The organism is Streptomyces sp. NPDC043854, assembly GCF_056436005.1.
Genome location: NZ_JBWKDK010000001.1, coordinates 90,436 through 116,631, shown reverse-complemented (window position 1 = coordinate 116,631; position 26,196 = coordinate 90,436). Strand labels below are relative to the sequence as shown.

The window sequence follows — 26,196 nt, the reverse complement described above, 5'->3', positions numbered from 1 at the left end:
GCGACGCGGTCCCGCCCTTAGCGTGGCGGCACTGCCGACGCCTCGCTGAAGGGACGCCCCCATGGCTCAGCTCGTGCATCCTCCGACCTCGCGGCCAACGGCCTCGCATCGTTCGCCCTCGTTCTTCTTCAACGGCCATGTGCCGCGCCGCCGCGCCCTGGTGCTGCTGCTCGGCGCGATGTTCGGGTTCGCGCTCACCGTGGTCTGGTCGGCGGAGTTCGTCGACAAGACCATCGCGGGGACGGTGGCCGACACCCTGCTCGGCCACCCGGCCAAAGACGCGCCGATCTCCGGCGCCCTGGCGGGTGTCGCCTTCGCCCTGGCGACCGGCATCGGCGGCACCTTCACCGCCTGCAACGTCGCCGTGTTCAGCGCGATGGCCCCGCTGGCCGGGCAGAAGACGACCCGCCGCGGGCGGATCGCCGGGCTGCTGAAGCCACTGGGCTACCTGGCGCTCGGCGCGGTCGCGGTGTCCGCGGCGTACGGCGTGATCGCCGCGCTCGCCGGCAGTGGGATGCCGCAGTCCGCCACGGCGTCGTCGGGCGCCGGGTTCTCGCCGCGGCTGATCCAGGCGATGGTCGTCTACGGGCTGCTGGGGCTGGCCATGACGTACCTGGGGCTGGCGGCGGCGGGTCTGGTCCGTGACCCGCTGGCCCGGCTGACGCGTCGCTTCCCGAACGCGCCGATGGTCGTGATGGGCGCGTTCATCGGCGCGTTCCTGATCGGGCGCCCGTTCGGCCTGTTCCGTCAGCTGTTCCGGGACACGGCGCAGAGCCAGAACCCGCTGTACGGCGCGGTGGCGTTCAGTGTCCAGACGCTCGGCAACATGCTGATCGTCGCGGTGCTGTTCGTGGTGGTGTCGCTGGTGTTCGGCGACCGGCTGAACCGGTGGTTCACGGAGCGGCCCAGCCGGATGTCCGCCGTGATGGCGGCGTCGTTCATCGCGGCCGGGATCTTCATGCTGCTCTACTGGGACGTGCGGATCCTGGCCCGCCGCGACCTGATCTGGTACCCGATGGCTCCCTGGGCCGGCTGACGCCGGCCGGCGACGCGACGGCGGGCCAGGCCACGACGAGGCCCTCTGCACGGTGGGCCCGCTGACAATCAGCGGCACCCGGTGCGAGGTCGCCGCAGCCGCGGGGCCGTCACCGGAGTCGGCGCCCGGCGCGCCCGGGCCGCCGAACCCGCAGAAGGGACGCCCTCACCATCGGCATCCGCGTCTCAGCCTCAGCCTCAGCCTCAGCCACCATCCTGGGAGTCTGATGACCGGTCGGCCCGTCAGAGCTGCTTGCGGATCAGGTCCTCCAGCGAGCCCTCGGGCACGGAGCCGTCGGGGGTGAGCCTGTCGACGGCCTGGGGCAGGGTCTGGGCGAGCTGGTCAGCGGCTTCCTCGGGAGAAACGCCCGCCTGCCGGGCCACGTGGTCCAGCGCCTGGTACGGGAGCGCCTGCGCGACCTCGGGGCCGCTGACCACCTCGTTCCGGCCCCTGCCGATCCACGAGTCGGCCTGTGCGCCGAGTCCGCCCTCCTTCAGCGTGTCCAGCAGCGCGACCAGCGGGTTGCTGCCCGCGCCGTGCGTGCCGGCCCCGCCGAGCGAGGTGAGCAGCGCCCCCAGCAGCGCGCCGCCCTTGCCGCCCTGCCCGCCTCCGAGCAGTCCGCCGAGCAGACTTCCCAGGTCATCGCCCATCGCCGTCACCTTCTTCGCGTGCTGACATCCACCCAGTTATACGAGCCGCCCCTCACCGCACCGGCTCCCCCGAGCCCGCTGCCCCAGCGCGTTCACCCGTACGACGCCCCGCAGGGCTCGGCTCGGTGCCGAGCCGGTCGTCGTGCCGGACAGCGAGCCGAGGCCGTACGAGCGCGTGGGCGCCCTGCTGCCGTACACCACGCGGGCCGCCCCGCCCTGACGCCGGCGGGCTCCGCACGCCGGATCCCCGGCTGGCGCGCTCAGCGCTGATAGGTCCCGACGAGGGTGCCGGAGGCCAGCTCTCTGCCCTTCAGGGCGCGGTGCACGTCCTCGACGCCCGGGCGGTCGTGCAGCGGCAGAGGCTCGGACAGGGCGTACAGGCGGAAGAAGTAGCGGTGCGGCCCGTGCCCCGGTGGCGGCATCGGTCCGCCCCAGCCCACGCGCCCGAACCCGTTGGGCCACGGCAGGCCGCCGTGGGGCTTCTGCCCCTCCACCACCCCGGTGGTCTCCGGATCGATGCCGGTCACCAGCCAGTGCAGAAAGGTCGGCCCCGGTGCGTCCGGATCCTCGCACAGGAGCACCAGCTCCGTGGCCTCGTGGGGCACCCCCGACCAGTTCAGGGGCGGCGAGATGTTGTCTCCCTCCCCGCTGTACCGACGGGGGATCACCGCATTGTCGTCGAACGCGGTACTGCTGAGTTCAATGCCGCTCACACCCGCCGCCCTACCCGCAACGGCGGCACCGCCACCGATCCGCAACGTAAACGCCCCGTTCGGCCGAGCCCGATCAGCCGCCTTCCGGCAGGCGGGTGAGGATGGCCGTGTGCCGACAAGGATCCTGCTCGAAGGCCGTCCCGGCGCGGGCAAAACGACCGCCCTGCGCCGGCTGGCCGCGCTGCTGCCCGCCCGCGCGGCCACCGGCTTCACCACGGAGGAGATCCGGCAGTCCGGCGCCCGCGTCGGCTTCGCCCTGGAGACCCTGGCGGGCCGACGGCAGGTGCTCGCCCATGTCGACCTGCCCGGTCCGCCGCGGGTGGGCAAGTACGGAGTCGACCTGGGCGTCCTGGAACGCCTGGCGCTTCCGTCGCTGCGGTCGGCGACAACCGGGGAGGCCACAGGCCGGCTGGTGCTCATCGACGAACTGGGACGGATGGAACTGGCGTGCGGGGCGTTCCGGGACGCGGTCGACTCGCTGTTCTCCGCAGATGTCGACGTCGTCGCCACGGTCCACGCACACCACGACCCGTTCACCGACGCCCTCAAGCAACGTACCGACGTCGAGGTCGTCCACCTCACGCCGGCCAACCGGGACGCCCTGCCCGTGGAGCTCGCGTCCCGACTGAAGCAGTCCGGGGCGCACGGCTGAAGCAACCCGGCCTGTTCGCGGCTCAGCCGCGTGGGATCGCGAAGTACGTGAGCACTGCGGTGGCCGGGTTGAGCGCGGGCCAGGGCGCGGGGCAACGGAGGACGGCGACGGCCGAGGTCGGGAACTTGGTCTCGATACGGTCCAGGTCTCGGTCGGGGGCTTCGCCGGCCAGGAGCAGGATCAGCTCCTGCAGGCCCGGGTTGTGGCCGATGAGGAGCAGCCGGGCGACCTCGGCAGGCGTGTCCCGTACGGCCTCGAGGAGGTCCTCGGCGTCGGCCCCGTACAGCCGCGGCGCGAAGCGTACGGGCGGCTGACCGGGAAGTTCCGCGGCGGCCAGCTCCCAGGTCTGGCGGGTGCGCCGGGCCGGGGAGCACAGGACGAGGTCCGGCAGCAGGGCGGCCTGAGCCAGCAGCCGCCCGGCTGCGGGGGCATCCCGCAGTCCGCGCGGGCCGAGGGGACGCTCACGGTCGGGCACGCCCTGCGGCCAGGCGCTCTTGGCGTGCCGAAGGATCACCAGGTCCGGCATGGGCCGAGCCTAGTGGACAGTCGGCAGGCCGGATGGCAGCGCATACTGATCGCCACGTCCCGGCCGGGTCGCGCGGGTGATCACCGTACGTCGCGGTCACGCCCGCGGGCCGCAGGGACATCGCCCCCGGTCACCCACCGGCTGGCCTCGGTGCCGCGGACCTGCCGTTCCGGAACGGCTGCCGGGGAGATCCTGACCGGACTCCGGCAGCGGGGTCCCGTGGCGGCGGCCGCCACGAAGCCCGGACCACAACGCGGCCCGGGTACGCAGACGACCTATGAAACGGGCTCCCTGCGCCGGCATTGTCCGGATCAGGTGCTGGGGGTCGCCTTCGGGTCACCACACCCTCCGGCCTCTCAGCCCGACAGCCGCTGTCGGCCCCGGCGGACGTCATTCTCTTCCGCCAAAGTCGGCTACTCCGGTCGAGCTCCCTCGCTCGCTTCATAGGCCTACTTGTCCCTTACCCCGCAGCCAACTAGGGAAACATCCGGATTTGCCAAATTTATCCCCGTCGAGGCCGGTGCTTCTTGCCCGCGGGGCGTCGACCCCGCGAGTCACGCCGCACCCCTTTGCTCGGCCGACGCCCTCGGCGGTGTAACACCCTGTGCGGCGGCGCGGTCGGCGCTCCGTGACCCGGACGGCCCCCTCACCGGCCACCCGTCGGCCAGACCCTGGTTACCGTGCGGGAAGGGTGAGTTCGCCTCCGCGGTAGAAACCTTCCCGCTCCTCGACAACGTACGGGGCCATCACCTCACGCCGCCGTTTCTCCGCGTCCGAGGACCGCCACGCGTCACACGCTTGCCTGGAGTCCCAGACAGACACGCCGGTGATCTCCTGTCCGTCCTCGGACCAGTACGCGTAAGCGTGTCGCATGCCGTCCGGGAGGGAACCGGGGCGCCACGCACGCTCGAACTCCTCCAGCTTGCCCGGCTTGATGCGGCGCGTTGTCACCCAGACGAAACGCTCCTCCATTCCGGCCTCCTCACGAGCGAGAATCGACCCTCCCCCCTCTTCGACCACCGTAGGTCCATGGGGCACCTTCCGCCTGGGCGGCGGAAGGAGCAGGCCGGCTGCTGCGCGAGGGCGACGCCCCGCTCGCCGCAATCGCCCGTTCCAATTCCTCCCCGAGGAGACCTCCTGGGGGCCGGCCCCGCACCACCGAGGCCGCCCCGTCGACGCGGAGCGTGGCCGGTCCGACAGGGATCGGGGCGAGGACATGGCTTGACACCGCTGTCCTGCGACCCGCAGGATCGCTCCGTGAACCTGTCAGACAGCCAGACAGGTGGTCGGATGCCCCGGCGCGTCAGCGCGATGGAAGCGGTGTTCGGTCACCTCCGCAGCGCCATCGAGCGCGGCGACTACGCCGTAGGCGACAAGCTCCCGTCCGAGGCGGAGCTGTGCCGCGTCCTGGAGGTCAGCCGACCCGTGCTGCGGGAAGCACTGCGGGCCCTGCAGGCCATGGGCCTGACGGTCTCGAGGACCGGCAAGGGCACCTTCGTCGTCGCGAACACCGTCGAGGACCCCACCTTCGGTGACTACGCGGCCAGCGACCTGCTGGAGGTGCGCCGGCACGTCGAGATCCCGGTCGCCGGGTATGCGGCTCTGCGCCGTACCCCGGAAGACCTGGATCACCTGGCCCACCTCCTCGACCGGATGGAGCGGGAGACCGATACCACCGCGTGGGTCGCGATGGACACCGTTTTCCACCTGGCCGTGGCCGAGGCCGCCCAGAACCCGGTCTTCCGCCGGGTCATCGAGGAGATCCGCGACGCGCTGGCGCGTCAGTCGGCATTCCTCACCGAGCTGGGCGGTCGACGCGATCAGTCCAACCGCGAGCACCGTGCGATCGTCGAAGCGCTGATCGACGGTTCCGAGCACGACGCGGTGGAGGCCATGTCCCACCACCTCCACCGCGTCGAGTCCACTCTCACCGACATCGTGCGCCACGGGCGTACGGAGGCCGACGGCTGAACCCCGCAGTCGTCCACGACGGCCCACGGGGCACGCACGCCTGCACCGCGGGCCGACGCACGCCCCCGCACACCGGTCAGCAGCAACCCACCATTGATCGAGGCAGTGATGCGCAGCAGTCTCCTCGCGGACGCCCCCGCGATCCGCGAACCCCTGCACTCGCCGGTCGCCCACGTCACCCGGGGCGGGGTGATCGAGGGTATCCACTACGGCTCCGTCGTCGTCCTCGGCGGCGACGGCGAGGTCCGGTTCCACATCGGCGACATCGAGGCCGCCTTCCATCCGCGCTCGGCCCTCAAGCCCGTCCAGGCCGTGGCCATGGTGCGGGCCGGGTTGCCGCTCGACGGTGGCCTGCTCTCGCTCGCGATGGGCAGCCACTCCGGCGAGGAACGCCACCTCGCCGGCACCCGACGGATCCTCGAGCTGGCCGGCGTCACCGAGGGCGACCTGCGCAACGTCCCGGACATGCCGTACGACCCGGCCGTCCGGGACTCCTGGGTGCGCGAGGGCCGACCGCCCTCCCGGCTCGCCCAGAACTGCTCCGGCAAGCACGCCGCGATGCTCCATGTCTGCAAGCTCAACGGCTGGCCGCTGGAGAACTACCTCGACCCCGCCCACCCACTCCAGGCAACGATCGCCGAGACGGTCGAGGACCTCACCGGTCAGCGGATCGCGCAGGTCACCGTCGATGGTTGCGGCGCCCCGCTGTTCTCCGTCTCCCTCCACGGCCTCGCCCGGGCCGCCGCCCGCATCGCCACCGCCGCACCGGGCACACCCGAGCTGCGCGTGGCGGATGCGCTGCGTGGGCACGCGGAGATGGCCTCCGGTACGGGACGGGACGTGGCCGCGCTGATGCGTGCGGTGCCCGGGCTGCTCACCAAGGACGGCTTCGAGGGCGTCCAGGTCGCCGCGCTGCCGGACGGCCGCGCCGTCGCCGTGAAGATCGCCGACGGGGCGAACCGGGCGCGCATCCCGGTGGCTGCGGCCGCCCTGGCACGGGCGGGAGTCGACCCGGAGTTGCTCACCGGGTTCGCGGGGGAGCCGATGGCCGGCGGCGGCCGACCCGTCGGCAGCGTCCGGCCGGTGGAAGCGCTGGACCCGCTGACCGGTCTCGCCCCCGCCTGACCCGACTCCTGACGCGACTCCCGACCCTACTCCTGCCCCGACCCGCTTCAAGACCCTGGCCCACCCACCTCAGGAAGAGGACCCGCACACCCATGACCGCCGCCACCCGGAGCGAACACGACCTGCTCGGAGACCGCGACGTCCCCGCCGACGCGTACTGGGGCGTCCACACCCTGCGCGCCACGGAGAACTTCCCCATCACGGGCACGCCGATCTCCGCCTACCCGCATCTGATCGACGCCCTTGCCGCCGTCAAGGAGGCTGCCGCCCTCGCCAACGAGGAACTCGGCCTGCTGGATCCCGAGAAGGCCGCCGCGATCGTCGCCGCCTGCCGCGAGATCCGCGAGGGCAAACTGCACGACCAGTTCGTCGTCGACGTCATCCAGGGCGGCGCCGGCACCTCGACCAACATGAACACCAACGAGGTCGTCGCCAACCGGGCGCTGGAGCTGCTGGGTCATGCCAAGGGCCAGTACGAGCATCTGCACCCCAACGAGGACGTCAACCTCGGCCAGTCCACCAACGACGTCTACCCGACTGCCGTCAGGATCGCGACCGTCTTCGCGGTGCGCGGCCTGCTCGAGGCGATGGCCGTCCTCCAGGACGCCTTCGCCCACAAGGCCGTCGAGTTCCGCGACGTACTGAAGATGGGCCGTACGCAGCTGCAGGATGCCGTGCCGATGACGCTCGGGCAGGAGTTCTCGGCGTTCGCGGTCATGCTCGACGAGGACCGCAGCCGGCTCGCGGAGGCCGTCGAGCTGGTTCACGAGATCAACCTCGGGGCGACTGCGATCGGCACGGGTCTCAACGCCCCCGCCGGATACGCCGAGTCGGCCCGCCGCCACCTCGCCGCCATCAGCGGGCTGCCCCTGATCACCGCCGCCAACCTGGTCGAAGCCACTCAGGACTGCGGCGCTTTCGTCCAGATGTCCGGCGTGCTCAAGCGCGTCGCCGTCAAGCTGTCGAAAACCTGCAATGACCTGCGACTCCTCTCCTCCGGGCCGCGCGCGGGCCTCGGCGAGATCAACCTGCCGCCGGTGCAAGCGGGTTCCAGCATCATGCCCGGCAAGGTCAACCCGGTGATCCCCGAGGTCGTCAACCAGGTCGCCTTCGAGGTGATCGGCAACGACGTCGCCGTCACCATGGCCGCCGAGGCCGGGCAGCTCCAGCTGAACGCCTTCGAGCCGATCATCCTGCACTCCCTGTCGGAGTCCATCACACACCTGCGCGCCGCCTGCCTCACCCTCGCCGAACGCTGTGTGGTCGGCATCACCGCCAACACCGAGGTTCTGCGCGCGACCGTCGAGAACTCCATCGGCCTGGTGACCGCCCTGAACCCGCACATCGGGTACACGGCCGCCACCGACATCGCCAAGGAGGCCCTCGTCAGCGGCCGGGGTGTGGCCGAGCTCGTCCTGGAGAGGGGGCTGCTTCCCGCGGAGAGGCTCACGGCGTTGCTGCGACCGGAGGTCATCGCCGGCAGCGGCGCGCCCGTGGCCTGATGGACGACCTGCGGTAAGGCTTCCCACCAGCCCGGCTCAGCCCACGGACCACGACGAGCCGCGGAGGCTCCGCTCTGGCGGCACTGGGTCGGGACGGCCAGGAATCCTGGTCGACCACCACGATCCCGCCGCCATCGCCACCGCCCTGCGTGCCGTACTCGACGACCGGACAGCGGCGGCCGGGATGGCGTCCGCGGCACGCTCCGCAGCCGGGGACGCGCGCTGGCAGACCGTGGCCGCCCAGTACGCCAGGGGCCGGGCAGGGCACGTACGACGAAGTCTCCGCACCCCACGACATCATCCGACACCGTGTCGTGCCCGCTCGTCGGTCAGTCCACCGGGTCCGCAAGGGTGTTGGGGACGGAGCGGGCGCGGCGCACACGGAGTGCGTGGCCCGCGAGGACGGCGAGGAGGGCGGCCGCGTACACCACGGTCCCGGCGCCGGGCAGCGCTCGCGAGGTGAGGTAGGCCGCTGCGCCCGCGACGGCCACACCGAGCCATTCCCAGCGGCCGTCGAGGGCCACGAGCGCGATCAGGAGCAGTGCGTACCAGGAGTAGCCGGGGGTGGTCAGGAGGAAGGCGGTGCCGGTGACGAGGAGGGCTCCGGACCAGGGGCGTTCGGGGTCGCCGCGGACGATCGCGTACAGGCTGATCGCGGCCATGCCGACGAGCACGGCCGCCGGCGCCCAGGAGTCCGGGAGGACGAGGCGCAGCAGGGCGTAGCGGTTGCCGGTGGCGGGGTCCTGGTACCCCTCCTCCTCGGTGTATCCACCGAGGTAGCCCAGTACGGAGGACCGGGAGAGGAGGACGTACGGCAGGTAGAGCGCCGTGAGGACGCCGGCGGCGGGGAGCAGGGTGGCGGCGGCGTCCCGAGGCCGGCGTACGCCGGACAGCGCGCCGGGGAGCAGCACGGCGGGCAGCAGCTTGGCAGCGGTGGCCAGGCCCAGCAGCGCGCCGCCGACCACCCGGTGGCGGACCGTCAGGGCGAGGCCGGCCACGGACAGCAGGACGGCGAGCACGTCGGCGTGCGCGTTGTTGACCGCTTCGACGGCCACTGCCGGGCACCAGGCCCACCAGGCGGCGTTCCGGGGATCGCCGCGGCGCCGCAGGACGCGCAGCAGCACCAGGGTGGTGGCCACGGCCAGCACCGCGCCGCCGGTCTGGAGCGCTTTGTGGCGGACGCCGTCCGGGGAAAGGGTGTGGACGAGGAGGAAGTACGCCTCGCCGGCGGGCGGGTAGATCGTGTGCACCGTGGGGCGGTTGATGCGGGTGCAGCCGCCGGCCGGCAGCGACGAAAGGTCCGGGCGGCCGCAGGCCTCGGTCGGCGGGAAGAGCCAGCCGTCGCGGAGGGCTGCGAGGGCCGGGTCTGCCGGGGCGTGGTCGTACGGGGAAATGCCGGCGGCCTGCACCCGGCCGTCCCAGGCGTAGCGGAAGGAATCGGTGCTGGTCCGGGGTGCGGCGGCCAGGCCGGTGGCGGCCACGGCGATGCCCCCGGCGAGGACCAGGGCCGCGGTGTGCCGTGCGGGCGCGCTCCGCAGCGTCCACACCGCCGCCCCGGACAGCGCCCAGCAGAGCGCGTACCGCCAGCTGAGTCCGGCCGGGTCGGCGAAGTACCCGTCGTGGCGGACGGTGAGGACGAGCGCGGCAGTGAGGGCGGTCAGCAGGACGGCGGTGGCCGCGGTGGCACGGACCGTGCCGGCCCGGGCCGGGCCGGGGGCGCGGGTGCCGCCGGACCGGGCCTGGCCGGTGGCGCCGGTGGCGTGCCGGGCCTGGCCGGTGGCGCCGGTGCCGGACCGGGCCGGGTCGGGGGCCGACGGGGCGTGGCGCGGATCGCCGGGATCGGGTCGGGCCGAGCGGGGGTGGGTCACGGGACCACCCTGGCAGCGGTCGGGCCGCCGACGGGCCCGGCATGGCGGGCCGTTCGCGTTCCGTAAGGTGTCGGACCCGCCTCCGCAACCGGTCCAGGCGGTTGCATGAGGGCATGGAAACTCCTCCCGGCCGACGGCGCCCCACCTTCCCCAGGCTTCGGCCACCGGCCCTGCGCCGGCCCGTCCTCCGTCCGCCCTCGTTCTCGGGCCGGTTGCACGATCCCCGCACGGCGACGGCGGTCGGGCGGTGGCTGGGCGCGGCCCTGGCCGTGTGCTTCCTGACCGGACTGGTCAGCCACTTCCTCCAGCAGCCGCCGCCCTGGCTCGCCGGCCACCTGCCGTCGCGGCCGGCCTGGGGCTACCGGCTGACCCAGGGGCTGCACGTGGCCGTCGGGCTCGCGGCGATCGTGCTGCTGTTCGCAAAGCTGTGGGCGGTCTACCCGCGGTTGTTCGTGTGGCCGCCGGTCCGCTCGGCGCGGCACGCGCTGGAGCGGCTGTCGGTGGCGGTGCTGGTGGCGGCGGCGGTCTTCCAAGTGCTGACCGGGCTGCTGAACATCGCCGAGTGGTACCCGTGGCCGTTCTCCTTCGTGCCCGTGCACTATGCGGTGGCGTGGGTGGTGGCGGGATCGGTGTTGCTGCACCTCGCCGTGAAGGCGCCGGAGATCCGCTCCCACTGGAGCCGCAGGTCCGCCGGAACGCTCGCCCTGCCCGACGGGGAACGGGACGGGCCCGACCGGCGGGCCCTGCTGCTCGGCGTGGGCACGGCCGTGGGCGCGGTCACGGTGACCACGGTGGGGCAGGCGTTCACCCCGCTGGCGTCCCTGGACCTGCTGGCACCCCGCCATCCCGGATACGGACCGCAGGGACTGCCGGTGAACCGGACCGCGGCCGCGGCCGGGGTGACGGCAGCGGCCGCGCGGGACTGGCGGCTGGAGGTGCTGGGCCCGGCCCCGTACCGGCTGACGCTCGCCGAGCTGGCCGCCCTGCCGCAGCGCCGGGTCCGGCTGCCGATCGCGTGCGTGGAGGGCTGGAGCATGGACGCCGACTGGGGCGGCGTACGGATCCGGGACCTGATGGAGCGGGCGGGGGCACCGCCCGGGTCCGGGCTGCGGGTGGTGTCGCTGGAGGTGGCCGGCGCGTACCGGGTGATGCAGATGGGACGCGAGTACGCCCAGGACCCGCTGACCCTGCTCGCGCTGCGGCTGAACGGCGAGGTGCTGTCGGCCGACCACGGGTACCCGGCGCGGATCATCGCGCCGAACCGGCCCGGTGTACTGCAGACCAAGTGGGTCACCCGACTGGAGGTGCTGTGATGTCCCCGTCCGAGCCCTGGCCGGCGCCCGATCCGGAGCCGGAGCCTGCACCTGCGCCTGCGCCGAAAGCGGCCGCACCAGGGTCCGGCTCGGCGGCGGGTGCCCGATCCGCCCCCGGGCCGGAATCCACACCCGGTCCGGGATCCGGTCCGGTGTCCGGCCCGGCGCAGGGGCGCAAAGCCGGTACCGCGGCCGGATCCACCGGCTTCACCGGCCCCGCGGCCGGGGCCGGATCCGGTGGGGGAACGGGGACGGGAGGGGGGGGGGGGGGGCCCCGGGGGGGGGCCCCCCCCCCCCCCCCCTCCCCCCCCCCCCCCCCCCTCCCCCGTGGCCCCCACCCGCTGGGCACTCGGCACCTTGGGGGTGCTGCTGATCGGCATCGGCGGATGGCACCTCGCGGCGCAGCCCGACCCGTACGGCGTACTGGTGTGGCTGGGCGGGGCACTGGTCCTGCACGACGCGCTGGTCGCACCCCTGGTGCTGGTCATCGGCCTGCTCGTGGCGGCCGTACCCGCGCGGCCCGTGGTACGCGGTGCACTGATCACGGCGGGGGCGCTGGTCCTGGTGACCCTGCCCCTGCTCCTGCGGCCGGGAGCACCACCGAACCCGTCTGCGCTGCCCCTGCCGTACGCCCGCAACCTGCTGCTGGTGCTGGCGGTCGTGGCGCTGTGCGCGACGGTCGCGGCGCTGCTCGCCGCACGGCGACGGACACGGCCGCCGGAGCAGGGTGGCGTCCGGCAGCGGGCGGAGGACTGAGTTCCGGGCGCGAGCGGTCCGAGTCCGGGTCAGGGTTCGACTTCGACTTCGACTTCGACTTCGAGTTCGGTAAAGGTCCGGCCGGACACCGTCCAGCTCCGTATGGTCGTCCACCCCGCGCGTTCGGCGTGGCGGCGGAGGGCCTGCGGCCCGACACGGGCCCAGGCGAACGGGACACCGGGAGTGCCGCGGCAGTCGTCGAGGCGGACCTCGCACCGCTCGTCCACCTCGACCGGGGCGGCTTCGGCGATCACCCGGCCGCCGGGGCCCAGCAGGGCGGCCGCCCGGCCGAGCAGCGCGTCCGGGTCTCCGCCGATGCCGATGTTGCCGTCGATCAGGAGAACGGTCCTCCAGCGTCCCTCGCCGGGCAGCGGGCCGAAGACCGACCGGCACAGGGCCGTCCCTCCGCGTCGGACGGTCCGGGTCACGGCGGCCGGGCTCACGTCCACGCCGAGGACCCGGTGGCCGCGGCCGGCGAGGGCTGCGACCAGGCGGCCGGGCCCGCAGCCGATGTCGAGGACGGCGCCGCGGCACCGGGTGAGCACGCTCTCGTCGGCGGCGTCCGCGTCGGCGAGCCACCGCTCCACCTCCAGCGGCAGCAGCCATCCGTCCCCACGGCGCAGGAAGAGCGGGCCGCGCCCGGCGCGCAGGGCCCGGGCGTACGGATCGTCCTGCCAGGGAGCCGCACCGGCCGGGTATCCCGAACGGGGTGCCGTTGCGCCGGGGGCGGTCACCGGGCGGCCCGCAGCGTGCCCGTGAGCCGGGCGTGCAGGGCGGCGAACCTGCCGTACGGAGCAGCTGCGGCCACCTCGTGGGCATCGGCCGCGGTGTCCACGTCCCGCAGGACGGGCAGCCGCCCCACGCGCAGCCCCGCCGCGCGCAGCCGCCCGAACTGCACGGCCCCGGTCTGGGGCACCGACATGGGTACGCCGAGAAGCAGGGCCGGATCGGGTGCGGCCAGCCCCAGGGCCCAGAAGCCTCCGTCCTCCGCGGGTCCGAACCAGGCGTCGTACCGGCCGAAGTCCAGGCCCGGCGACAGGAGTTCCGGGGTGACCTGGGGCGTGTCCATGCCGATCAGCAGGGCCGGGCCGGCGCAGTCGGCGAAGGCCGCGGCCAGCCGCTCGTCGAGGCCGTTGCCGCGCTGCGGTACGACCTCGTAACCGGACGGCAGCCAGTCGCCGGGACGGCCGTCGAGGACCAGGACCCGGCGGTCGGCCGGGGCCGCGGCCACGACGTCGAGGGTGTCTGCCAGGGCCGCCCTGGCCAGGCCGGCGGCCTCGGACGGGGTGAACGGCGGGGTCAGCCGGGTCTTCACCCGGCCGGGCACGGGCTCCTTGGCGATCACGAGCAGAGTGGTCACCGGGCACCCCCCGCGGACGAGGCCGGGGAGGCGGAGCGGGGCGGCTCGGCAAGCACGGCGCGCATGTCGCGGACCGCCTGCCAGGTGCCCCGCCAGGTGCCGGTGACCTTGGACTTCCCCGCCCGGGGCAGGTAGGGGACGTCCTCCTCGCGGACCCGCCAGCCGGCGTCCGCGGCCCGGACGACCATCTGGAGCGGGTAGCCGCTGCGGCGGTCGGTCAGGTGCAGGGCCAGCAGTGCCTCCCGCCGGGCGGCCCGCAGCGGCCCGAGGTCGTGCAGTCGCAGGCCGGTGCGACGGCGCAGCATCCGGGACAGGGCCAGGTTGCCCGCCCGCGCGTGCGCGGGCCAGGCGCCGCGCCCCCGCGGCCGGCGGCGGCCCAGCACCAGGTCGGCCTCGCCCGCGGAAATCCGGCTCACGAATCCGGTCAGCAGCCCGGGGTCGAGGGAGGCGTCGCAGTCGCAGAAGCAGACGAACTCGGCGTCCGACGCGAGGAGTCCGGCGTGGCAGGCGGCCCCGAAGCCGCGCCGGGCCTCGGGCACGACGGTGGCGCCGAGGGAACGGGCGATGTCCGCCGATCCGTCGGTGGAGCCGTTGTCCACGACCAGGGCCCGCCAGCCGGCGGGGATACGGGCGAGGACCCAAGGCAGCGCCTCGGCCTCGTTCAGGCAGGGAAGGACGACGTCCACGGCAGTGTCCAGGGGGTGATCAGTCACGCTTGTCACCGTAGGAAGCCGATCCCGGAAATGGAGCGATCGACTCCTTACGAAACGCGGACGGCAGAGCGGGGCAGGCGAGCGGAGGGCGACGGTCCACGGTCCTCCGTACGACACTGGTGCGCATGAGCACGCCAGCAGCCCCCGCCCGGATCCTCGTCGTGGACGACGACCCGACCGTCGCGGAAGTCGTCACCGGATACCTCCGCAGGGCCGGCCACACGGTCGGCCACGCCGCCGACGGCCCCGCCGCCCTCGCCCTGGCCGCCCGCGACATGCCCGACCTGGTCGTCCTCGACCTGATGCTGCCGGGCCTCGACGGGTTGGAGGTCTGCCGCCGGCTGCGCGCCGACCGCCCGGTGCCCGTGATCATGCTGACCGCGCGGGGCGGGGAGGACGACCGGATCGCAGGCCTCGAACTGGGTGCGGACGACTACGTCACCAAACCGTTCAGCCCGCGCGAACTGGTCCTGCGGGTGGAGTCCGTACTGCGCCGCAGCCGACACGGCGCGGAGCCCGCCGGCCGGGGTGCGGGCACTCCGCTGCGAGCGGCCGGGATCACCGTCGACCCCACCACCCGCAAGGCGTCCAGGAACGGCGCTGAACTGGCCCTCACCCTGCGCGAATTCGACCTCCTGGCCCACTTCATGGCACACCCGGGCCGGGCCCACACCCGCGAGCAGCTCATGCGGGACGTGTGGGGCTGGGACTTCGGGGACCTGTCCACCGTCACCGTCCACGTCCGCCGGCTCCGTACCAAGGTCGAGGACGACCCCGCCGCGCCCCGGCTGATCCACACCGTGTGGGGTGTCGGATACCGCTTCGAGGACGCGACGCCGGACGGGGCCGACGCGCTCCCCGCCGGGCAGGAGGAGGGCCGGTCGTGACCGACGTCCTGCTCATCGCCCTCTTCGCCCTCGGCGGCGCGGCCTGCGCCGGGGCGGCCGGGGCGCTGGCCCTGCGCCTGCTGCGGCGGCGGTCGGTCTCGGTCTCCCTGACCGTGGTCGCGGCGGTGGCGGTCGCCGCCATGCTCGCCGGAACGCTGGCCGTGGCCCGGGCCATGTTCCTCTCGCCCCACGACCTGACGGTGGTCACCCTCGTCGTCGCGATGGCCGCCGTCGTCTCGTTGGCCACCGCCCTGCTGATGGGCCGCTGGGTGGTCGCCCGCAGCCGCGACCTGGCACTCGCCGCCCGGGACTTCGGGGAGGGCGGCAGCTTCGCCGCCCCTCCCGCACCTGCCACCGCCGAACTCTCGGAACTGGCCCGGGAACTCGCCGCCACCAGCGCGAAGCTGGCCGCCTCCCGGGAGCGGGAACGCGCCCTGGAAAGCTCCCGGCGCGAGCTGGTCGCCTGGATCTCCCACGACCTGCGCACTCCGCTCGCCGGACTGCGGGCCATGGCCGAGGCCCTGGAGGACGGCGTCGCCGACGACGCCGCCCGCTACCACCGCCGGATCCGCACGGAGGTGGAACGCCTCGACGTCATGGTGGGCGATCTGTTCGAGCTGTCCCGCATCCATGCCGGCGCGCTGGAGCTGGCCCCCAGCCGGCTCTCCCTGCGGGACCTGGCGGCCGACGCGCTGCTGGGCGCCGATCCGCTCGCCCGCGAGCGCGGGGTGAGGCTGATGGGTGAGGAGATCGTCCATGTGCCGGTGGACGTGGACGGCAAAGAGATGACCAGGGTGCTGGCCAATCTCCTGGTCAACGCCATCCGCCACACCCCGGCCGACGGCACCGTCGCCGTGGCCGTCGACCAGCGTGCGGAATCGGCCGTGCTGTCCGTCACCGACGGCTGCGGCGGCATCCCCGACGAGGACCTGGAGCGGGTGTTCGACACCGGATGGCGCGGCAGCCCCGCGCGCACGCCCCCGTCCGGCGCCGGGCTCGGGCTGGCGATCGTACGCGGCATCGTGGAGGCCCACGCCGGTCGCGCCGAGGTCCGCAACGTCCCCGGCGGCTGCCGGTTCGAGGTGACGCTGCCCCTGGCCTGACCGTGGCCTAACCGGCGACGCGGTCGGCACCCGCCGGGGCCCGCTGCTCGGCGCCCGCGAACTCCGCCATGCCCTCGGCGAAGCCGACCTCCGGCAGCCAGCCCAGTTCCCGGCGGGCCCGCGAGGAGTCGGCCGTGATGTGCCGGACGTCCCCGAGCCGGAACTCCCCGGTCACCACCGGATCGGGACCGCCGTGGGCCCCGGCCAGTGCCGTGGCCATCTCACCGACGGTGCGGGGCTCACCACTGCCGACGTTGTACGCCAGGTGGCGCCCGTCGCCCGTGGCCGCGAGACACGTCAGCGCCGCCGTGTTGGCCCGCGCGACGTCCCGGACGTGGACGAAGTCCCTGCGCTGCCGCCCGTCCTCGAAGACCCGCGGCGCCTCGCCCCGGGCCAGGGCGGACCGGAAGAACGAGGCCACGCCCGCGTACGGGGTGTCCCGCGGCATGCCCGGCCCGTACACGTTGTGGTACCGGAGCGAGACCGCCGAACCGCCGGTGCAGCGGGCCCACGAGGCCGCCAGGTGCTCCTGGGCCAGCTTGGTGGTCGCGTAGACGTTGCGGGGGTCGGCCGGGGCCTCCTCGGCCACGAGCCCCGGCACCAGGTCGGCGCCGCAGTGCGGGCAGCGGGGCTCGAACCGGCCGGCCTCGAGGTCCGCCAGGGCCCGCGGTCCGGGTCGCACCACACCGTGGTCGGGGCACTCGTAGCGGCCCTCCCCGTACACCACCATCGACCCCGCCTGGACCAGCCTGCGCAAACCGGCCTCCGCCATGCCGGCCAGCAGCACGGCCGTCCCCAGGTCGTTGCAGGCCACGTAGTCCGCCGCGTCGGAGAAGTCCTTCCCCAGCCCGACCATGGCCGCCTGGTGGCACACCGCGTCCACCCCGCGCAGGGCCCGCCGGACCGCGTCGGCGTCCCGGAGGTCCCCGCGCAGGAACTCCGCGTCGGGGAGCAGCGGCTCCGCCGGATGTGCGGCCGGCAGCAGCACGTCGAGCACCACCGGTTCGTGCCCCTGCACCCGCAGGTCATCGACCACATGTGCGCCGATGAACCCGGCGCCTCCCGTCACAAGTACGCGCATGCCCGCACGCTACGCACCCGGGCGTGCCGCCGGGGGATCCCACACCGCCCCGTAAGGCTTCCGTCATCCCCGCCGGTCCGGCACCTACGCCTTGGCGAGTTCGGCAGCTCCGAAGGAGACGTCGAAGCGGTCGCACCAGATGGCGACACTGCTGTAGTCGGCCAGGTTCACATCCGCCGGGATCCCGTAGTTCTGGTCGCCCTTGTTCCCCTTGAGCTTGCCGAGGCTGACGTGCTTGCCGTCGTCGAACACCCGCCAGCCCGCCACGCCTTCCTTCACCGGCGCGTCCGTGAGCCACACCCTCAGGTCCGGCCCGTTGCTCGTGTCCAGGCCCTCCAGTCGGAGCACGTGGGAACCGTCGGCCAGGCGCACGAGCTTCGCCTTCCCCTCGGTCTTGTGCTCGTGGCTGATGAAGGAGCCTTGGGCAAGGGTCTGCGGCTGGGCGGCCGGAGCCGGGGATCCGGGGACGGGCGTCGCGGCATCCCCCTTCGGCGAGCTCTGCGCGGGTGCGGGGAGCGCCTCGCTCACCGTCTCGTCCTGCCACAGCTTCCACGGCTCCAACAGGTACAGGCCCACCGCCAGGACGCTCGCCAGCAGGACGGCCACGACCCCCACCAGCGGTCCGCGCCGCCCACGACCCAGCTTCATCTCGCTACTCCCTACTCCGTGCCCCGCGGGGCATGCGTCTTTTCGACTGCATTCAACGGGACGGCGCGCCCGCAGGCCATTACGCCCGTATTACGGCCGGGAACCGCGTACATCCGGACCACGGCGACGAGGCCGGGGCGGCGTGGAACCCACTCTCCTGCGCGGCCCGACGTGACTGTCCGTCGTCGCCTGGCAGAGTGAGGGCTTCGTGAGCGAGGTCGAAGTGGCCGACCACGGGGCTACGGCTGCCGACGGGGTCAGCCGAGCTCGAGGCTGGTGATGCCGAACAATCCGGCGTGGTCGATGTGTGGGGGCGCGCCCGTGTACATGCGCGCGGTCTCGAAGGAGGGCGTGAGGCCGAGTTGCTCCGCGAGCCGCACGGCCGGTCCGTTGACGTCAGGTACGTCGATCGCGACGGGCTTGCCCGGCAGGGTGTCCGACAATGCGTTCACCAGGGCGGCCGCCACATCGGGTGAGGCGGCGTAGAGGGGCCCGATGCGTGAGGCTGCGCGGCCGGCACGTATGACGGCGAAGCCCTGTATTTCCCCGTCGCGCACCGCGGCCAGGGCGCTGCGGTGCGGAGCGGAGATCCAGGACGCCAGGAAATGGTCGCGGCCCGCGGGGAAGAAGCGGCGGTCGTAGGCAGCGAGTCGGTCGAAGGGCAGGCTTCGGGCATCGACGAGGACGACATCGCTCGTCAGCGCGGTGTCCGCTGAGGGGGTGCCTTCGTAGCGGATGTTGTTCCAAGCTGTTCGGAAACCGGATGTGCGGTAGTTGTCTTGTTGGGCGACCACCCCGTCGAGGCCCACGGTGCGGCCGGCCAGCCGCGCCAGACCGGCGCGCCACAGCTGGATCCCGTAACCCTGGCCGCGCAGCGGTGGGCAGGTGATGTAAAGGCCCAGGAAGCCAAAGGTGTCGCCGTAACGGACGACCGAGATGCAGGCGACGGGCTCCCCGTCGAGTCGCCCGACCAGGAAGCCGTGCGGATCTGCGGCGAAAAAGGCCAAACCATCGGTGAGGCCGGGGTTCCAGCCCTCGGCGTCGGCCCAGTCAGCCATGCGCGCGAGATCGTCGGCGCTGGCGGTGGTGATCTCAAAAGCTGACACTGGTCACTCCAGGAACGTAGTCGGCGACGTGACGAGGCGTCGGACAGGACAGCGGGCAGAAGGAGCGGCCCCGGTCCGGGACCTGTGCTCCGCCCACCCCAAACGCACCTCACCTCGGCGATGAGCTGCTTGACGAGTCTGTCCGTTCACGGGCCGGGAGAGCACGGCCAATCCAGGGAAAGTGGTCTGACGGATACCCGTCCTCTCCACTCCGTGGACAGGACGAACCAGACGATGAGCAGTCGGCGACGGCGCCCACGGCCGTCGGCGTGGTCGTCGTCGCCGCAGCGTGCAGCAGACGAAGAACGTTTACGTCGTGTACCTGACCATTGGCACCGGGAATTCTCTTGTAGGGCTGAGGCCCGCAGCTGCGTCTCGTAGGCCCGGTGCCGCGCGCGTACTGTGGAAGTGTGGCCGGACGGGTACGCCGGTGGAGGCACTGCTGACCGCAGCTGCGGCGACCGCCCGCCGCGATGCGGTGTTCTGCTCCCACACAGGAGGGAAAAGGCAATGCCCGAGCACAGGGTCGGCACACAGGAGGAATTCGAAGCGGCCCGAGAAGAGCTGCTCGTGGAGGAGAAGAAACTCACCCGGCGCAGCGACGAGCTCGCGCGGAAGCGGCGGGAGCTTCCCTGGGTGCCGGTCGAAAAGGACTACAGCTTCGAGACCGAGCACGGCACCAAGTCACTCGCGGACCTCTTCGACGGGCGCTCCCAGCTGCTCGTCTACCACTTCATGTTCGGCCCTCCGTACAAGGCCGGATGCACGGTCTGCTCCTCGATCGCGGACACCCTCGACCCCAACGTGCCCCACCTCAAGGCCCGCGACGTGACGCTGATCTGCTCCTCGCGGGCGCCGCTCGACAAGCTCCTCGCCTACAGGAAGCGGATGGGCTGGAGCTTCGACTGGGTCTCCCCCGTCGGCAGCGACTTCCACCGCGACCTCGGCTTCCTGCACACCGAGGAGGAGCTGAGGCCGTTCCTCGAGGGCGGGATTCCACCGACCGTGACTCAGATGGCGGAGGCGTCCGGCACCGACGTGCTCGGGTACGTCACCGAGGGGCCCGGGCTGAGCGCCTACGCGCGATCGGACGACACCGTCTACCGGACGTACGTCACCACCGCGCGCGGCCTCGAGCCCGCCATGGCCTACTACGGCCTTCTCGACCGCACGCCGATGGGCCGCCACGAGGACGGCGAGGAAGCCTTCTGGCTGCGCCGCCACGACGAGTACGGGAAGACCTGAGAGGTCGTTCGGAGCGGGCCGGGCGCGATGTGGAGGGCTCGGTCTCACAGACTGGCCAGCAGGCGCCCGGTGTGACCCGCCATGACGGTCCAGAACAGGCCCGCATATCCGCGCTCACCGATCCTGGTGTTGAATCCAGCGCCAGTCCGCGGACCGCAAGGCCCTTGAGGGGTCCGGACGTACCGCTGAATCCGGACGTCGCGCCCGAGGCGAACGCCATCACCGGGGAGCCCCAGAAACGCGGCAGCGAAGCTGAAGGATGACCGCGAGGGTCACGGCCCGTTCGGGCGCGGAAACCAGCAACTTTGTCCCTCTGGTTTGGGAGGGCAGCAACCAGGGCCGCACCGGTCAACGTTCGCCCTGTCGGGCGGTCCGGGACGATGAGGTCCCCCACGCACGGGTCATGGATGGCTGGAAGACTCCGCCCAGGGAGCCAACGCGCCGTGAATTCCTCGTAGTTGTTACCGCGGGATTAGCCGATCTGTGCGTGAATGGTCAACCGGGTGGTACAGGCTGCCGCCTCAGGGTGGGGTCGCGCGGATGGCTGGGGGGCATGCGTGGTTGTCGGAGAGAGACCGATCATCGAGGAGCCCCGCCTGGCGGTCCGGCGCCGGTCGTCCGGCTCGTGGTCGCGGCGGGGCCTGCTGTTGTTCTTCCTGCCCGCGCTGGCCACCGTTCTGACGGGGCTCGCCACGCTGGCCGTGTCGGGCAATCTGCTGCTGCCCTTCGAGAGCGTCGTCGTCCTCGAAGGCAAGATGGCCTCCAAGAGGGACTTCTTCGAGGACGAGGAGGTCCAGCGGATCCTGCTGAAGCACCACATCAAGGTCCACATCACCAGTTCGGGCTCGCGCGAGGTCGCCCTGCGGGACATCGCCGCCTTCGACTTCGTCTTCCCCTCCGGCCAGCCGGCCGGCGATCTGATCACCGGAATGCGCGCGGCGGCCGGCCAGTACGCCAAGGTCCACCGCCCGTTCGTCAGCCCCATCGTGCTCGCGACCTACCGGGAGTACGCCCAGACCCTGCGCGACGCCGGCATCGCCACCCCGCTGCCCGCCGAGGGCGCCGACCAGCCGCTCTACTACTCGCTGGACATGCAGAAGTTCCTCGACAGAATCGACCAGGGAAAGCGCTGGAACGACCTCGGCATCCACCGGCACGGGATCTCCAACGCCAACCGGATCGTCGCCCAGAGTCCCGACGTGTGCGGTTCCAACTCGGCCGGCACCTATCTGGCGCTGGTCTCCTTCACCCGGCGCGGCAACGGTCCCGACGTGCCTTCCACCGCACAGGAGGCGAGCAGCCGCGCACAGTCCGTCAAGCACCTCATGGAGCAGGGCCTGCCCGCCGCCGACGTGTTCAGGACATACATCTCGCCGGAGGGCAAGGGGATCGCCCCGGTGGTCGTGGCGTACGAGCACCAGTACCTCACCTATCAGCTCCGGTACCGCGCCGAATCCGAGCGGCTCGACTCGGAGCGGGTACTGCTGTACCCCTCCAGCCAGTTCGTCACCCAGCCCCAGTTCATCGCCCTGAACGACAAGGGCGAGCGCCTCGCCGAACTCATGGTCTCCGACCCGGAGTTGCGTCGGCGCGCGATGGAGCTGGGCTTCCGGATCCTGGACCCGGCCGGCGAGGTCGCCGGCGACCAGCTGACGCAGTTCCTGACCGAGCGGAGAATCCCGGTGCCGGCCCTACGGAGTGACAACACCCGCTCGCCCATGCCCCGGATCCGCCATCTGGAACAGATGATCTCCATCGTCGGCGACTGCCCGCCCGCCCAGTTCCCGGACGGGGCGCCGTGACGGCGCGCGACACCTCCGGCCGGCGGCGCCGCAGGGCCCTGGCCGCGCTCACGCTGGCCTGCCTGTGGGTGCTGGCCATGCTCACCGCCTGCTCCCCGGGCAGGGGCGAGCCGGTGACCCTGCGGGTCCTCGCCAGTTCCGAACTCGCCGACATGGAACCTCTGTTCGACGACTTGCGCCGCGACACCGGCATCAGGCTGACGATGGAGTACCAGGGCACCGTGGAGGCTGCCGCCTCCCTGGCCTCCGGCCGCTACCGGCACGACCTGGCCTGGCTCTCCTCCTCCCGCCCCTTCCAGCTCCTGCTGAAGGAGAGCGGACGGCAGACGGACAGCCCGCTGTCGACGAGCACCATGCGCTCCCCCGTCGTCGTGGGCATGAAGCCCGAGGTGGCGCAGCGGCTGCGGCGAGCGGCCCCCGACGGGCACCTGTCCTGGGCGGACCTGGCCGACGCCGCGGCGGCCGGCACGCTGAAGTACGCCATGGCCGACCCCCGCAGGTCGAACAGCGGACTCGCCGCGCTGGTGGGCGTCGCGACCGCCGCCGCGGGCACCGGCAGCGCGCTGCGCCCCGAGGAGGTGTCCTGCGACCGGCTGCGCGGCTTCTTCTCCGGGCACGCGCTGGCCGAGGACTCCTCCGGCCGCCTCACCGACGCGTACGCACGGGGCGAGGAGGGCCTCGACGCACTGATCACGTACGAATCCGAACTGCTCTCCCTCAACCGCGCGGGCACCCTGCGCACCCCCCTGGAGATCGTCTACCCGAAGGACGGCATCGTGCTGTCCGACTACCCGCTGATGCTGCTCGACCCGGCCAAGCGGGACGCGTACGACCGGCTGACGTCCTGGCTCCGGAGCGAACCGGTGCAGCAGAAGATCATGGAGCGTACGCTGCGCCGGCCTGTCGACCCCGGCCTCACCCGCATACCCAGCCTGCGCGCCCCGCTCGGCAACGCGCTGTACTTCCCGGACAGCCAGGCGGTCGTCGACCGGCTGCTGGCCCACTACGGCAGCGCGCGGAGCGGCCGCCCGGCACGGGTGATCTTCCTGCTCGACTTCTCCACGTCCATGCGCGGCGAGCGGATCGCGAACCTCCGCGCGACGATCGACGGGCTCAGCGGCGCGGACGACTCCAGCTCCGGCAAGTTCACCCGGTTCCACCAGGGCGAGACCCTCACGGTGCTGCGCTTCGGCGGCCGCGTACTGGACGAGCGGAGCGTGACGTACACGGGAGCGCCCGACCTGGACCGGCTGCGCGGCATGGTCGCCGAGGACGGCTTCGACGCGGGCACCGCCGTGTGGTCGGCCCTCGACCACGCCTACCGGACGGCGGCCGACGCCGTGGCGAAGGACTCCCGGCAGCGCGTCTCCATCGTGCTCATGACCGACGGGGAGAACAACGCCGGGATGAGCCTCGATGCGTTCCTCGCCCGGTACGCCGCCCTGCCGCCGGCCGCCCGCGCGGTCCGCACGTACACCGTCCGGTACGGCGAGGCCGACGCGCGGGAGCTCGACCGGGCTGCCAGGGCCACCGGCGGGCACATGGCCGATGCCACCGGGCAGTCCCTTCTCAATGCCTTCAAGGAGATCCGTGGGTGTGACGAGTGAAGCATGGTGGGCCGTCTGGTGGCCCTGGATGCTGCTGTGGGTGGCCACCGGGGCGGGCCTCGCGGCGCTCCTGGCGGTGGCGTTGCTGCGGCTGGTCCGCGCCCGGCGGGCCGCCGCCCAGGACATCACGGACGGCATCTGCTTCTACCTGCACGACCGAACGGTCATGGACCACTACCAGATGCGCGGCTACACGGCCGCCCTGCGCAAGGAGGTCGAACAGCGCACCAGTGACAGCAAGGACGGCACCGTCCGTGCGAAGGTCTTCGGTGTCGGCGCGGACGGCGGCCGCAGGGAGAACACCGAGATCGTCAGCCGCTACATGGAGGTCGCGGAACCGATCTCGGTGATCGGCCTGATCATGAAGGTCCTGGAGGAGAAGCGCGTCATCGTCCACGTCGACCTCCCGAGCCAATCCGTCACCCGCAGCACCGCTCTGCGGACGGCCGCCGACGCGCAGGGCGCCGTCCGGCTGCGCGACATCGAGGGCTTCGTCCTGATCCGGGGCCGGTTCCGCACGACGGGCGACGGCCCGGCGGGAGCCGACTCGACCGTCTTCCTCGCCCCGTACGGAGACCCGGCCGACCCCTCGCGGGGCCCTCGCGTCCGCGTTACCTGCGCCACGGAGGGCCTGCGCAACCAGGTCCCCCAGGGCGCCTTCTCGGCCCGCTGCCTGGGCAAGGTCCAGGAATGGAACCCGGACGAAGGGTTTCTGGAGGTCCAGGCGATGGCCATCTTCCGCTGAGAAGACGCAGCCGCCGGGACGTGCGGGTGGCGACGGCCCGCTCGACGAGGGCCCGGATCCTCGTGGGACCGGATGCCGTGTCGGTGCTGCGGGCAGCGTTCCCGTTACGGGCTCGGGGGGATCTCGTTCACCGGTCATGAGCTTTTCTGATTCCGCGGTGGCCGCGGGCGTGTGCGACGACTCGAACGAAGCCGTGGTCATGGCGGTGCGGCAGCTGACGCGGAGCACCCCCTGGACAGTGGTGGGGCGGGTAGCGCTGGACTTCCCCGCCCACCATCCGCAAGGCGTCACGCGTGGCCATGACCACCGCCTGTACGTGTCGACGGCGGAGATCACCGAGGCAACCCGTTTCCACGAGCGTCCGGTGGACGGCTACGACCGGACCCCCGGCCGGGGCCAGGGTCATGTGTTCGTCACGGACGCCCAGGGCACGGCGCTGGGCCGGGTGAGCGTGGGCGAGGGCACGATCTACCACCCGGGTGGTATCGACTTCGACGGCGAATCCCTGTGGGTACCGACGGCGGAGTACCGGCCCGACTCCCATTCCATCGTCTACCGGGTGGACCCCGACACCCTGGACGTGCGGGAGGCCTTCCGCTTCGACGACCACATCGGCGGGATCGTGCGGGACCGCCACAGCGGCCTGCTGCACGCCGTCACCTGGGGTTCCCGCCGGCTGCTCACCTTCACCGTCGACGGCCGGCTCACCCACCGGGTCGACAACAAGAGCCACTTCGTCGACTACCAGACCTGTGTGACCGCGGGCGGCGGCCACATGGTGTGCACGGGCATCGCAGAGTACCCCCTGGCCGGGGCGGGCGTCTTCAGCCTCGGCGGCATCGCCGTCGTCGACATCGAGTCCGGCCGCATCGAGCACGAGGCTCCGGTGACCACGCTGTCCCCGGCCGGCCGCGTGGTCACGTACAACGCGGTGCACCTGGAGACGGACGGGCTCGTCCTCCGGATGTTCGCCGTCCCCGACGACGGGGAGAGGGCTGGCGAGTCACACCTGATCACCTTGGAGACGGCCCTGGTTTCTTGACCCGAACGGCGAGGAAGTAGAGCCCCTCGTACATCAGCTCGCCGTTCAGCTCCGAGCGCAGGCTCTGCGGGGTGAATCGGCGCCGGTAGATGGGATATGTGGTTCCGGCGACGGAGCGCAGCTCTGTCCTCTCCTCGTGCAGGTCGCCGTCGGCGCGCAGGTCGATCACGATCAGCTCGCGCGCCGTACGACGTGCCTCCGCGAGGAATGCGGCGCGCTCCTCAGGCCGGAGCAGCCCGTAGAAGTTGGCGGTGACCATGCGGTCGAAGGATCCGGCGGCGAACGGCAGGGGCGGGAACAGCGCCCGCACACGCTGCGCCCGAGGTACCCGGGCGTGCGTCAGTTCCAGCATCTCTCCGCTCTGGTCCAGGGCGACGACCGGGCCGCGGAGGAATTGAGTCCATATTCCGGTTCCGCAACCGACGTCGAGCACCCGCCCCTCGGGCAGCGCGGTGAGCAGTTTCCCGATGTCGGCGGTTTCCCGGTCCAGGCCGGCGTTCACCACGGGATCGCCGCGATAGCTGGTCTCGTCGTAGACCGGGGCACGATCCCGGTAGTACTGCTCCCGCACCAAGTCACGCATGCCCGACAGCTACCCCCGCCCGAACAACAGGCAAACGGCGGGGATCCTGCCCATCGGGAAAGGGCCGGAAAGAGCGCCTGACCGCGGGGCGTCGAGACCAGCGAGTCACGCCGCACCACAGTGTTCGGTGGCCGACGTAGGAGCAACCCTCCGCAAGCCGCA

26 protein-coding genes are annotated in these 26,196 nt (G+C 72.5%); 14 read left to right on the top strand and 12 right to left on the bottom strand.

Going from position 1 to position 26,196, the window contains the following annotated elements; all coding sequences use genetic code 11:
* The first annotated feature begins 61 nt into the window (after window positions 1-61).
* On the top strand, window positions 62-1,036 hold the full coding sequence (locus AC068A_RS00530) for a hypothetical protein (RefSeq protein ID WP_478578649.1): 975 nt from the start codon (window positions 62-64) through the stop codon (window positions 1,034-1,036).
* Window positions 1,037-1,278: 242 nt separating this feature from the next.
* Here the strand turns inward: AC068A_RS00530 and AC068A_RS00525 are convergent, their stop codons facing one another.
* Entirely contained in the window at window positions 1,279-1,686 is a 408-nt protein-coding gene (locus AC068A_RS00525; protein WP_478578646.1) for a YidB family protein, read from the bottom strand.
* 260 nt (window positions 1,687-1,946) lie between these two features.
* On the bottom strand, window positions 1,947-2,399 hold the full coding sequence (locus AC068A_RS00520) for a YbhB/YbcL family Raf kinase inhibitor-like protein (protein WP_478578644.1): 453 nt from the start codon (window positions 2,397-2,399) through the stop codon (window positions 1,947-1,949).
* A 109-nt stretch (window positions 2,400-2,508) separates the two neighbouring features.
* On the opposite strand from AC068A_RS00520, the gene AC068A_RS00515 reads away from it, so the two are divergent.
* Window positions 2,509-3,051 (top strand): nucleoside-triphosphatase, encoded by a 543-nt coding sequence (locus AC068A_RS00515; protein WP_478578641.1) that lies wholly within the window; start codon window positions 2,509-2,511, stop codon window positions 3,049-3,051.
* Window positions 3,052-3,073: 22 nt separating this feature from the next.
* On the opposite strand, the gene AC068A_RS00510 is transcribed toward AC068A_RS00515, so the two are convergent.
* Window positions 3,074-3,577, bottom strand: coding sequence for a SixA phosphatase family protein (locus AC068A_RS00510; RefSeq protein ID WP_478578639.1), 504 nt, complete (start codon window positions 3,575-3,577; stop codon window positions 3,074-3,076).
* 675 nt (window positions 3,578-4,252) lie between these two features.
* The gene (locus tag AC068A_RS00505; protein ID WP_478578637.1) at window positions 4,253-4,549 is read right to left on the bottom strand and encodes a putative quinol monooxygenase; all 297 of its coding nucleotides are present in this window, start codon (window positions 4,547-4,549) and stop codon (window positions 4,253-4,255) included.
* Between the two features lie 285 nt (window positions 4,550-4,834).
* Here AC068A_RS00505 and AC068A_RS00500 point away from each other — a divergent pair, with 285 nt between their 5' ends.
* From AC068A_RS00500 to aspA, 3 genes are all read left to right on the top strand, one after another.
* Window positions 4,835-5,548, top strand: coding sequence for a FadR/GntR family transcriptional regulator (locus tag AC068A_RS00500; protein ID WP_478578635.1), 714 nt, complete (start codon window positions 4,835-4,837; stop codon window positions 5,546-5,548).
* A gap of 108 nt (window positions 5,549-5,656) precedes the next feature.
* On the top strand, window positions 5,657-6,673 hold the full coding sequence (locus AC068A_RS00495) for an asparaginase (RefSeq protein WP_478578632.1): 1,017 nt from the start codon (window positions 5,657-5,659) through the stop codon (window positions 6,671-6,673).
* A gap of 92 nt (window positions 6,674-6,765) precedes the next feature.
* Window positions 6,766-8,175, top strand: coding sequence for an aspartate ammonia-lyase (gene aspA, locus AC068A_RS00490; RefSeq protein WP_478578629.1), 1,410 nt, complete (start codon window positions 6,766-6,768; stop codon window positions 8,173-8,175).
* Window positions 8,176-8,504: 329 nt separating this feature from the next.
* Here aspA and AC068A_RS00485 read toward each other — a convergent pair whose 3' ends face one another.
* A complete protein-coding gene (locus tag AC068A_RS00485; protein ID WP_478578626.1) occupies window positions 8,505-10,043 on the bottom strand; it encodes a glycosyltransferase 87 family protein in 1,539 nt (512 codons plus the stop codon).
* A 113-nt stretch (window positions 10,044-10,156) separates the two neighbouring features.
* Here AC068A_RS00485 and AC068A_RS00480 point away from each other — a divergent pair, with 113 nt between their 5' ends.
* Window positions 10,157-11,356 (top strand): molybdopterin-dependent oxidoreductase, encoded by a 1,200-nt coding sequence (locus AC068A_RS00480; RefSeq protein WP_478578624.1) that lies wholly within the window; start codon window positions 10,157-10,159, stop codon window positions 11,354-11,356.
* 327 nt (window positions 11,357-11,683) lie between these two features.
* Complete coding sequence (locus tag AC068A_RS00475) at window positions 11,684-12,112, top strand: hypothetical protein (RefSeq protein ID WP_478578622.1); 429 nt, start codon at window positions 11,684-11,686, stop codon at window positions 12,110-12,112.
* A 29-nt stretch (window positions 12,113-12,141) separates the two neighbouring features.
* On the opposite strand, the gene AC068A_RS00470 is transcribed toward AC068A_RS00475, so the two are convergent.
* Genes AC068A_RS00470 through AC068A_RS00460 form a run of 3 tightly spaced genes read right to left on the bottom strand, consistent with a single transcriptional unit; the run spans window position 12,142 to window position 14,185 of the window.
* Window positions 12,142-12,846: a class I SAM-dependent methyltransferase gene (locus tag AC068A_RS00470; RefSeq protein ID WP_478578619.1), complete on the bottom strand. Its 705-nt coding sequence runs from the start codon at window positions 12,844-12,846 to the stop codon at window positions 12,142-12,144.
* The gene (locus tag AC068A_RS00465) at window positions 12,843-13,472 is read right to left on the bottom strand and encodes a TIGR04282 family arsenosugar biosynthesis glycosyltransferase (RefSeq protein WP_478578617.1); all 630 of its coding nucleotides are present in this window, start codon (window positions 13,470-13,472) and stop codon (window positions 12,843-12,845) included. The genes AC068A_RS00470 and AC068A_RS00465 overlap by 4 nt, the downstream gene beginning before the upstream one ends.
* Entirely contained in the window at window positions 13,469-14,185 is a 717-nt protein-coding gene (locus AC068A_RS00460; protein WP_478578615.1) for a glycosyltransferase family 2 protein, read from the bottom strand. Before AC068A_RS00460 ends, AC068A_RS00465 begins: the two co-directional genes overlap by 4 nt.
* Window positions 14,186-14,310: 125 nt before the next feature.
* On the opposite strand from AC068A_RS00460, the gene AC068A_RS00455 reads away from it, so the two are divergent.
* Together AC068A_RS00455 and AC068A_RS00450 are read left to right on the top strand one after the other, a co-directional pair.
* Window positions 14,311-15,072: a response regulator transcription factor gene (locus AC068A_RS00455; RefSeq protein WP_478578612.1), complete on the top strand. Its 762-nt coding sequence runs from the start codon at window positions 14,311-14,313 to the stop codon at window positions 15,070-15,072.
* Window positions 15,069-16,175, top strand: a complete 1,107-nt coding sequence (locus tag AC068A_RS00450; protein ID WP_478578609.1) for a sensor histidine kinase — start codon at window positions 15,069-15,071, stop codon at window positions 16,173-16,175. The genes AC068A_RS00455 and AC068A_RS00450 overlap by 4 nt, the downstream gene beginning before the upstream one ends.
* Before the next feature lie 7 nt (window positions 16,176-16,182).
* Here the strand turns inward: AC068A_RS00450 and AC068A_RS00445 are convergent, their stop codons facing one another.
* The 3 genes from AC068A_RS00445 to AC068A_RS00435 form a co-directional block, all read right to left on the bottom strand.
* Window positions 16,183-17,256 carry an NAD-dependent epimerase/dehydratase family protein gene (locus AC068A_RS00445; protein WP_478578606.1) on the bottom strand — a complete coding sequence of 358 codons (1,074 nt, stop codon included), beginning with the start codon at window positions 17,254-17,256 and terminating at the stop codon, window positions 16,183-16,185.
* A gap of 84 nt (window positions 17,257-17,340) precedes the next feature.
* Entirely contained in the window at window positions 17,341-17,904 is a 564-nt protein-coding gene (locus AC068A_RS00440) for a DM13 domain-containing protein (RefSeq protein WP_478578603.1), read from the bottom strand.
* Between the two features lie 257 nt (window positions 17,905-18,161).
* Window positions 18,162-19,010, bottom strand: a complete 849-nt coding sequence (locus AC068A_RS00435; protein ID WP_478578600.1) for a GNAT family N-acetyltransferase — start codon at window positions 19,008-19,010, stop codon at window positions 18,162-18,164.
* 510 nt (window positions 19,011-19,520) lie between these two features.
* Here AC068A_RS00435 and AC068A_RS00430 point away from each other — a divergent pair.
* From AC068A_RS00430 to AC068A_RS00410, 5 genes are all read left to right on the top strand, one after another.
* Window positions 19,521-20,255 carry a DUF899 domain-containing protein gene (locus AC068A_RS00430; RefSeq protein WP_478578598.1) on the top strand — a complete coding sequence of 245 codons (735 nt, stop codon included), beginning with the start codon at window positions 19,521-19,523 and terminating at the stop codon, window positions 20,253-20,255.
* A 557-nt stretch (window positions 20,256-20,812) separates the two neighbouring features.
* On the top strand, window positions 20,813-22,057 hold the full coding sequence (locus AC068A_RS00425) for a hypothetical protein (protein WP_478578595.1): 1,245 nt from the start codon (window positions 20,813-20,815) through the stop codon (window positions 22,055-22,057).
* On the top strand, window positions 22,054-23,664 hold the full coding sequence (locus AC068A_RS00420) for a substrate-binding domain-containing protein (RefSeq protein WP_478578594.1): 1,611 nt from the start codon (window positions 22,054-22,056) through the stop codon (window positions 23,662-23,664). The genes AC068A_RS00425 and AC068A_RS00420 overlap by 4 nt, the downstream gene beginning before the upstream one ends.
* Window positions 23,654-24,409: a hypothetical protein gene (locus AC068A_RS00415; RefSeq protein ID WP_478578591.1), complete on the top strand. Its 756-nt coding sequence runs from the start codon at window positions 23,654-23,656 to the stop codon at window positions 24,407-24,409. Before AC068A_RS00420 ends, AC068A_RS00415 begins: the two co-directional genes overlap by 11 nt.
* A gap of 136 nt (window positions 24,410-24,545) precedes the next feature.
* The gene (locus AC068A_RS00410) at window positions 24,546-25,451 is read left to right on the top strand and encodes a DUF6454 family protein (RefSeq protein WP_478578588.1); all 906 of its coding nucleotides are present in this window, start codon (window positions 24,546-24,548) and stop codon (window positions 25,449-25,451) included.
* Here the strand turns inward: AC068A_RS00410 and AC068A_RS00405 are convergent.
* Complete coding sequence (locus tag AC068A_RS00405) at window positions 25,423-26,034, bottom strand: class I SAM-dependent methyltransferase (RefSeq protein WP_478578585.1); 612 nt, start codon at window positions 26,032-26,034, stop codon at window positions 25,423-25,425. The two genes, AC068A_RS00410 and AC068A_RS00405, sit on opposite strands and share 29 nt — an antisense overlap.
* Between the last annotated feature and the right edge of the window lie 162 nt (window positions 26,035-26,196).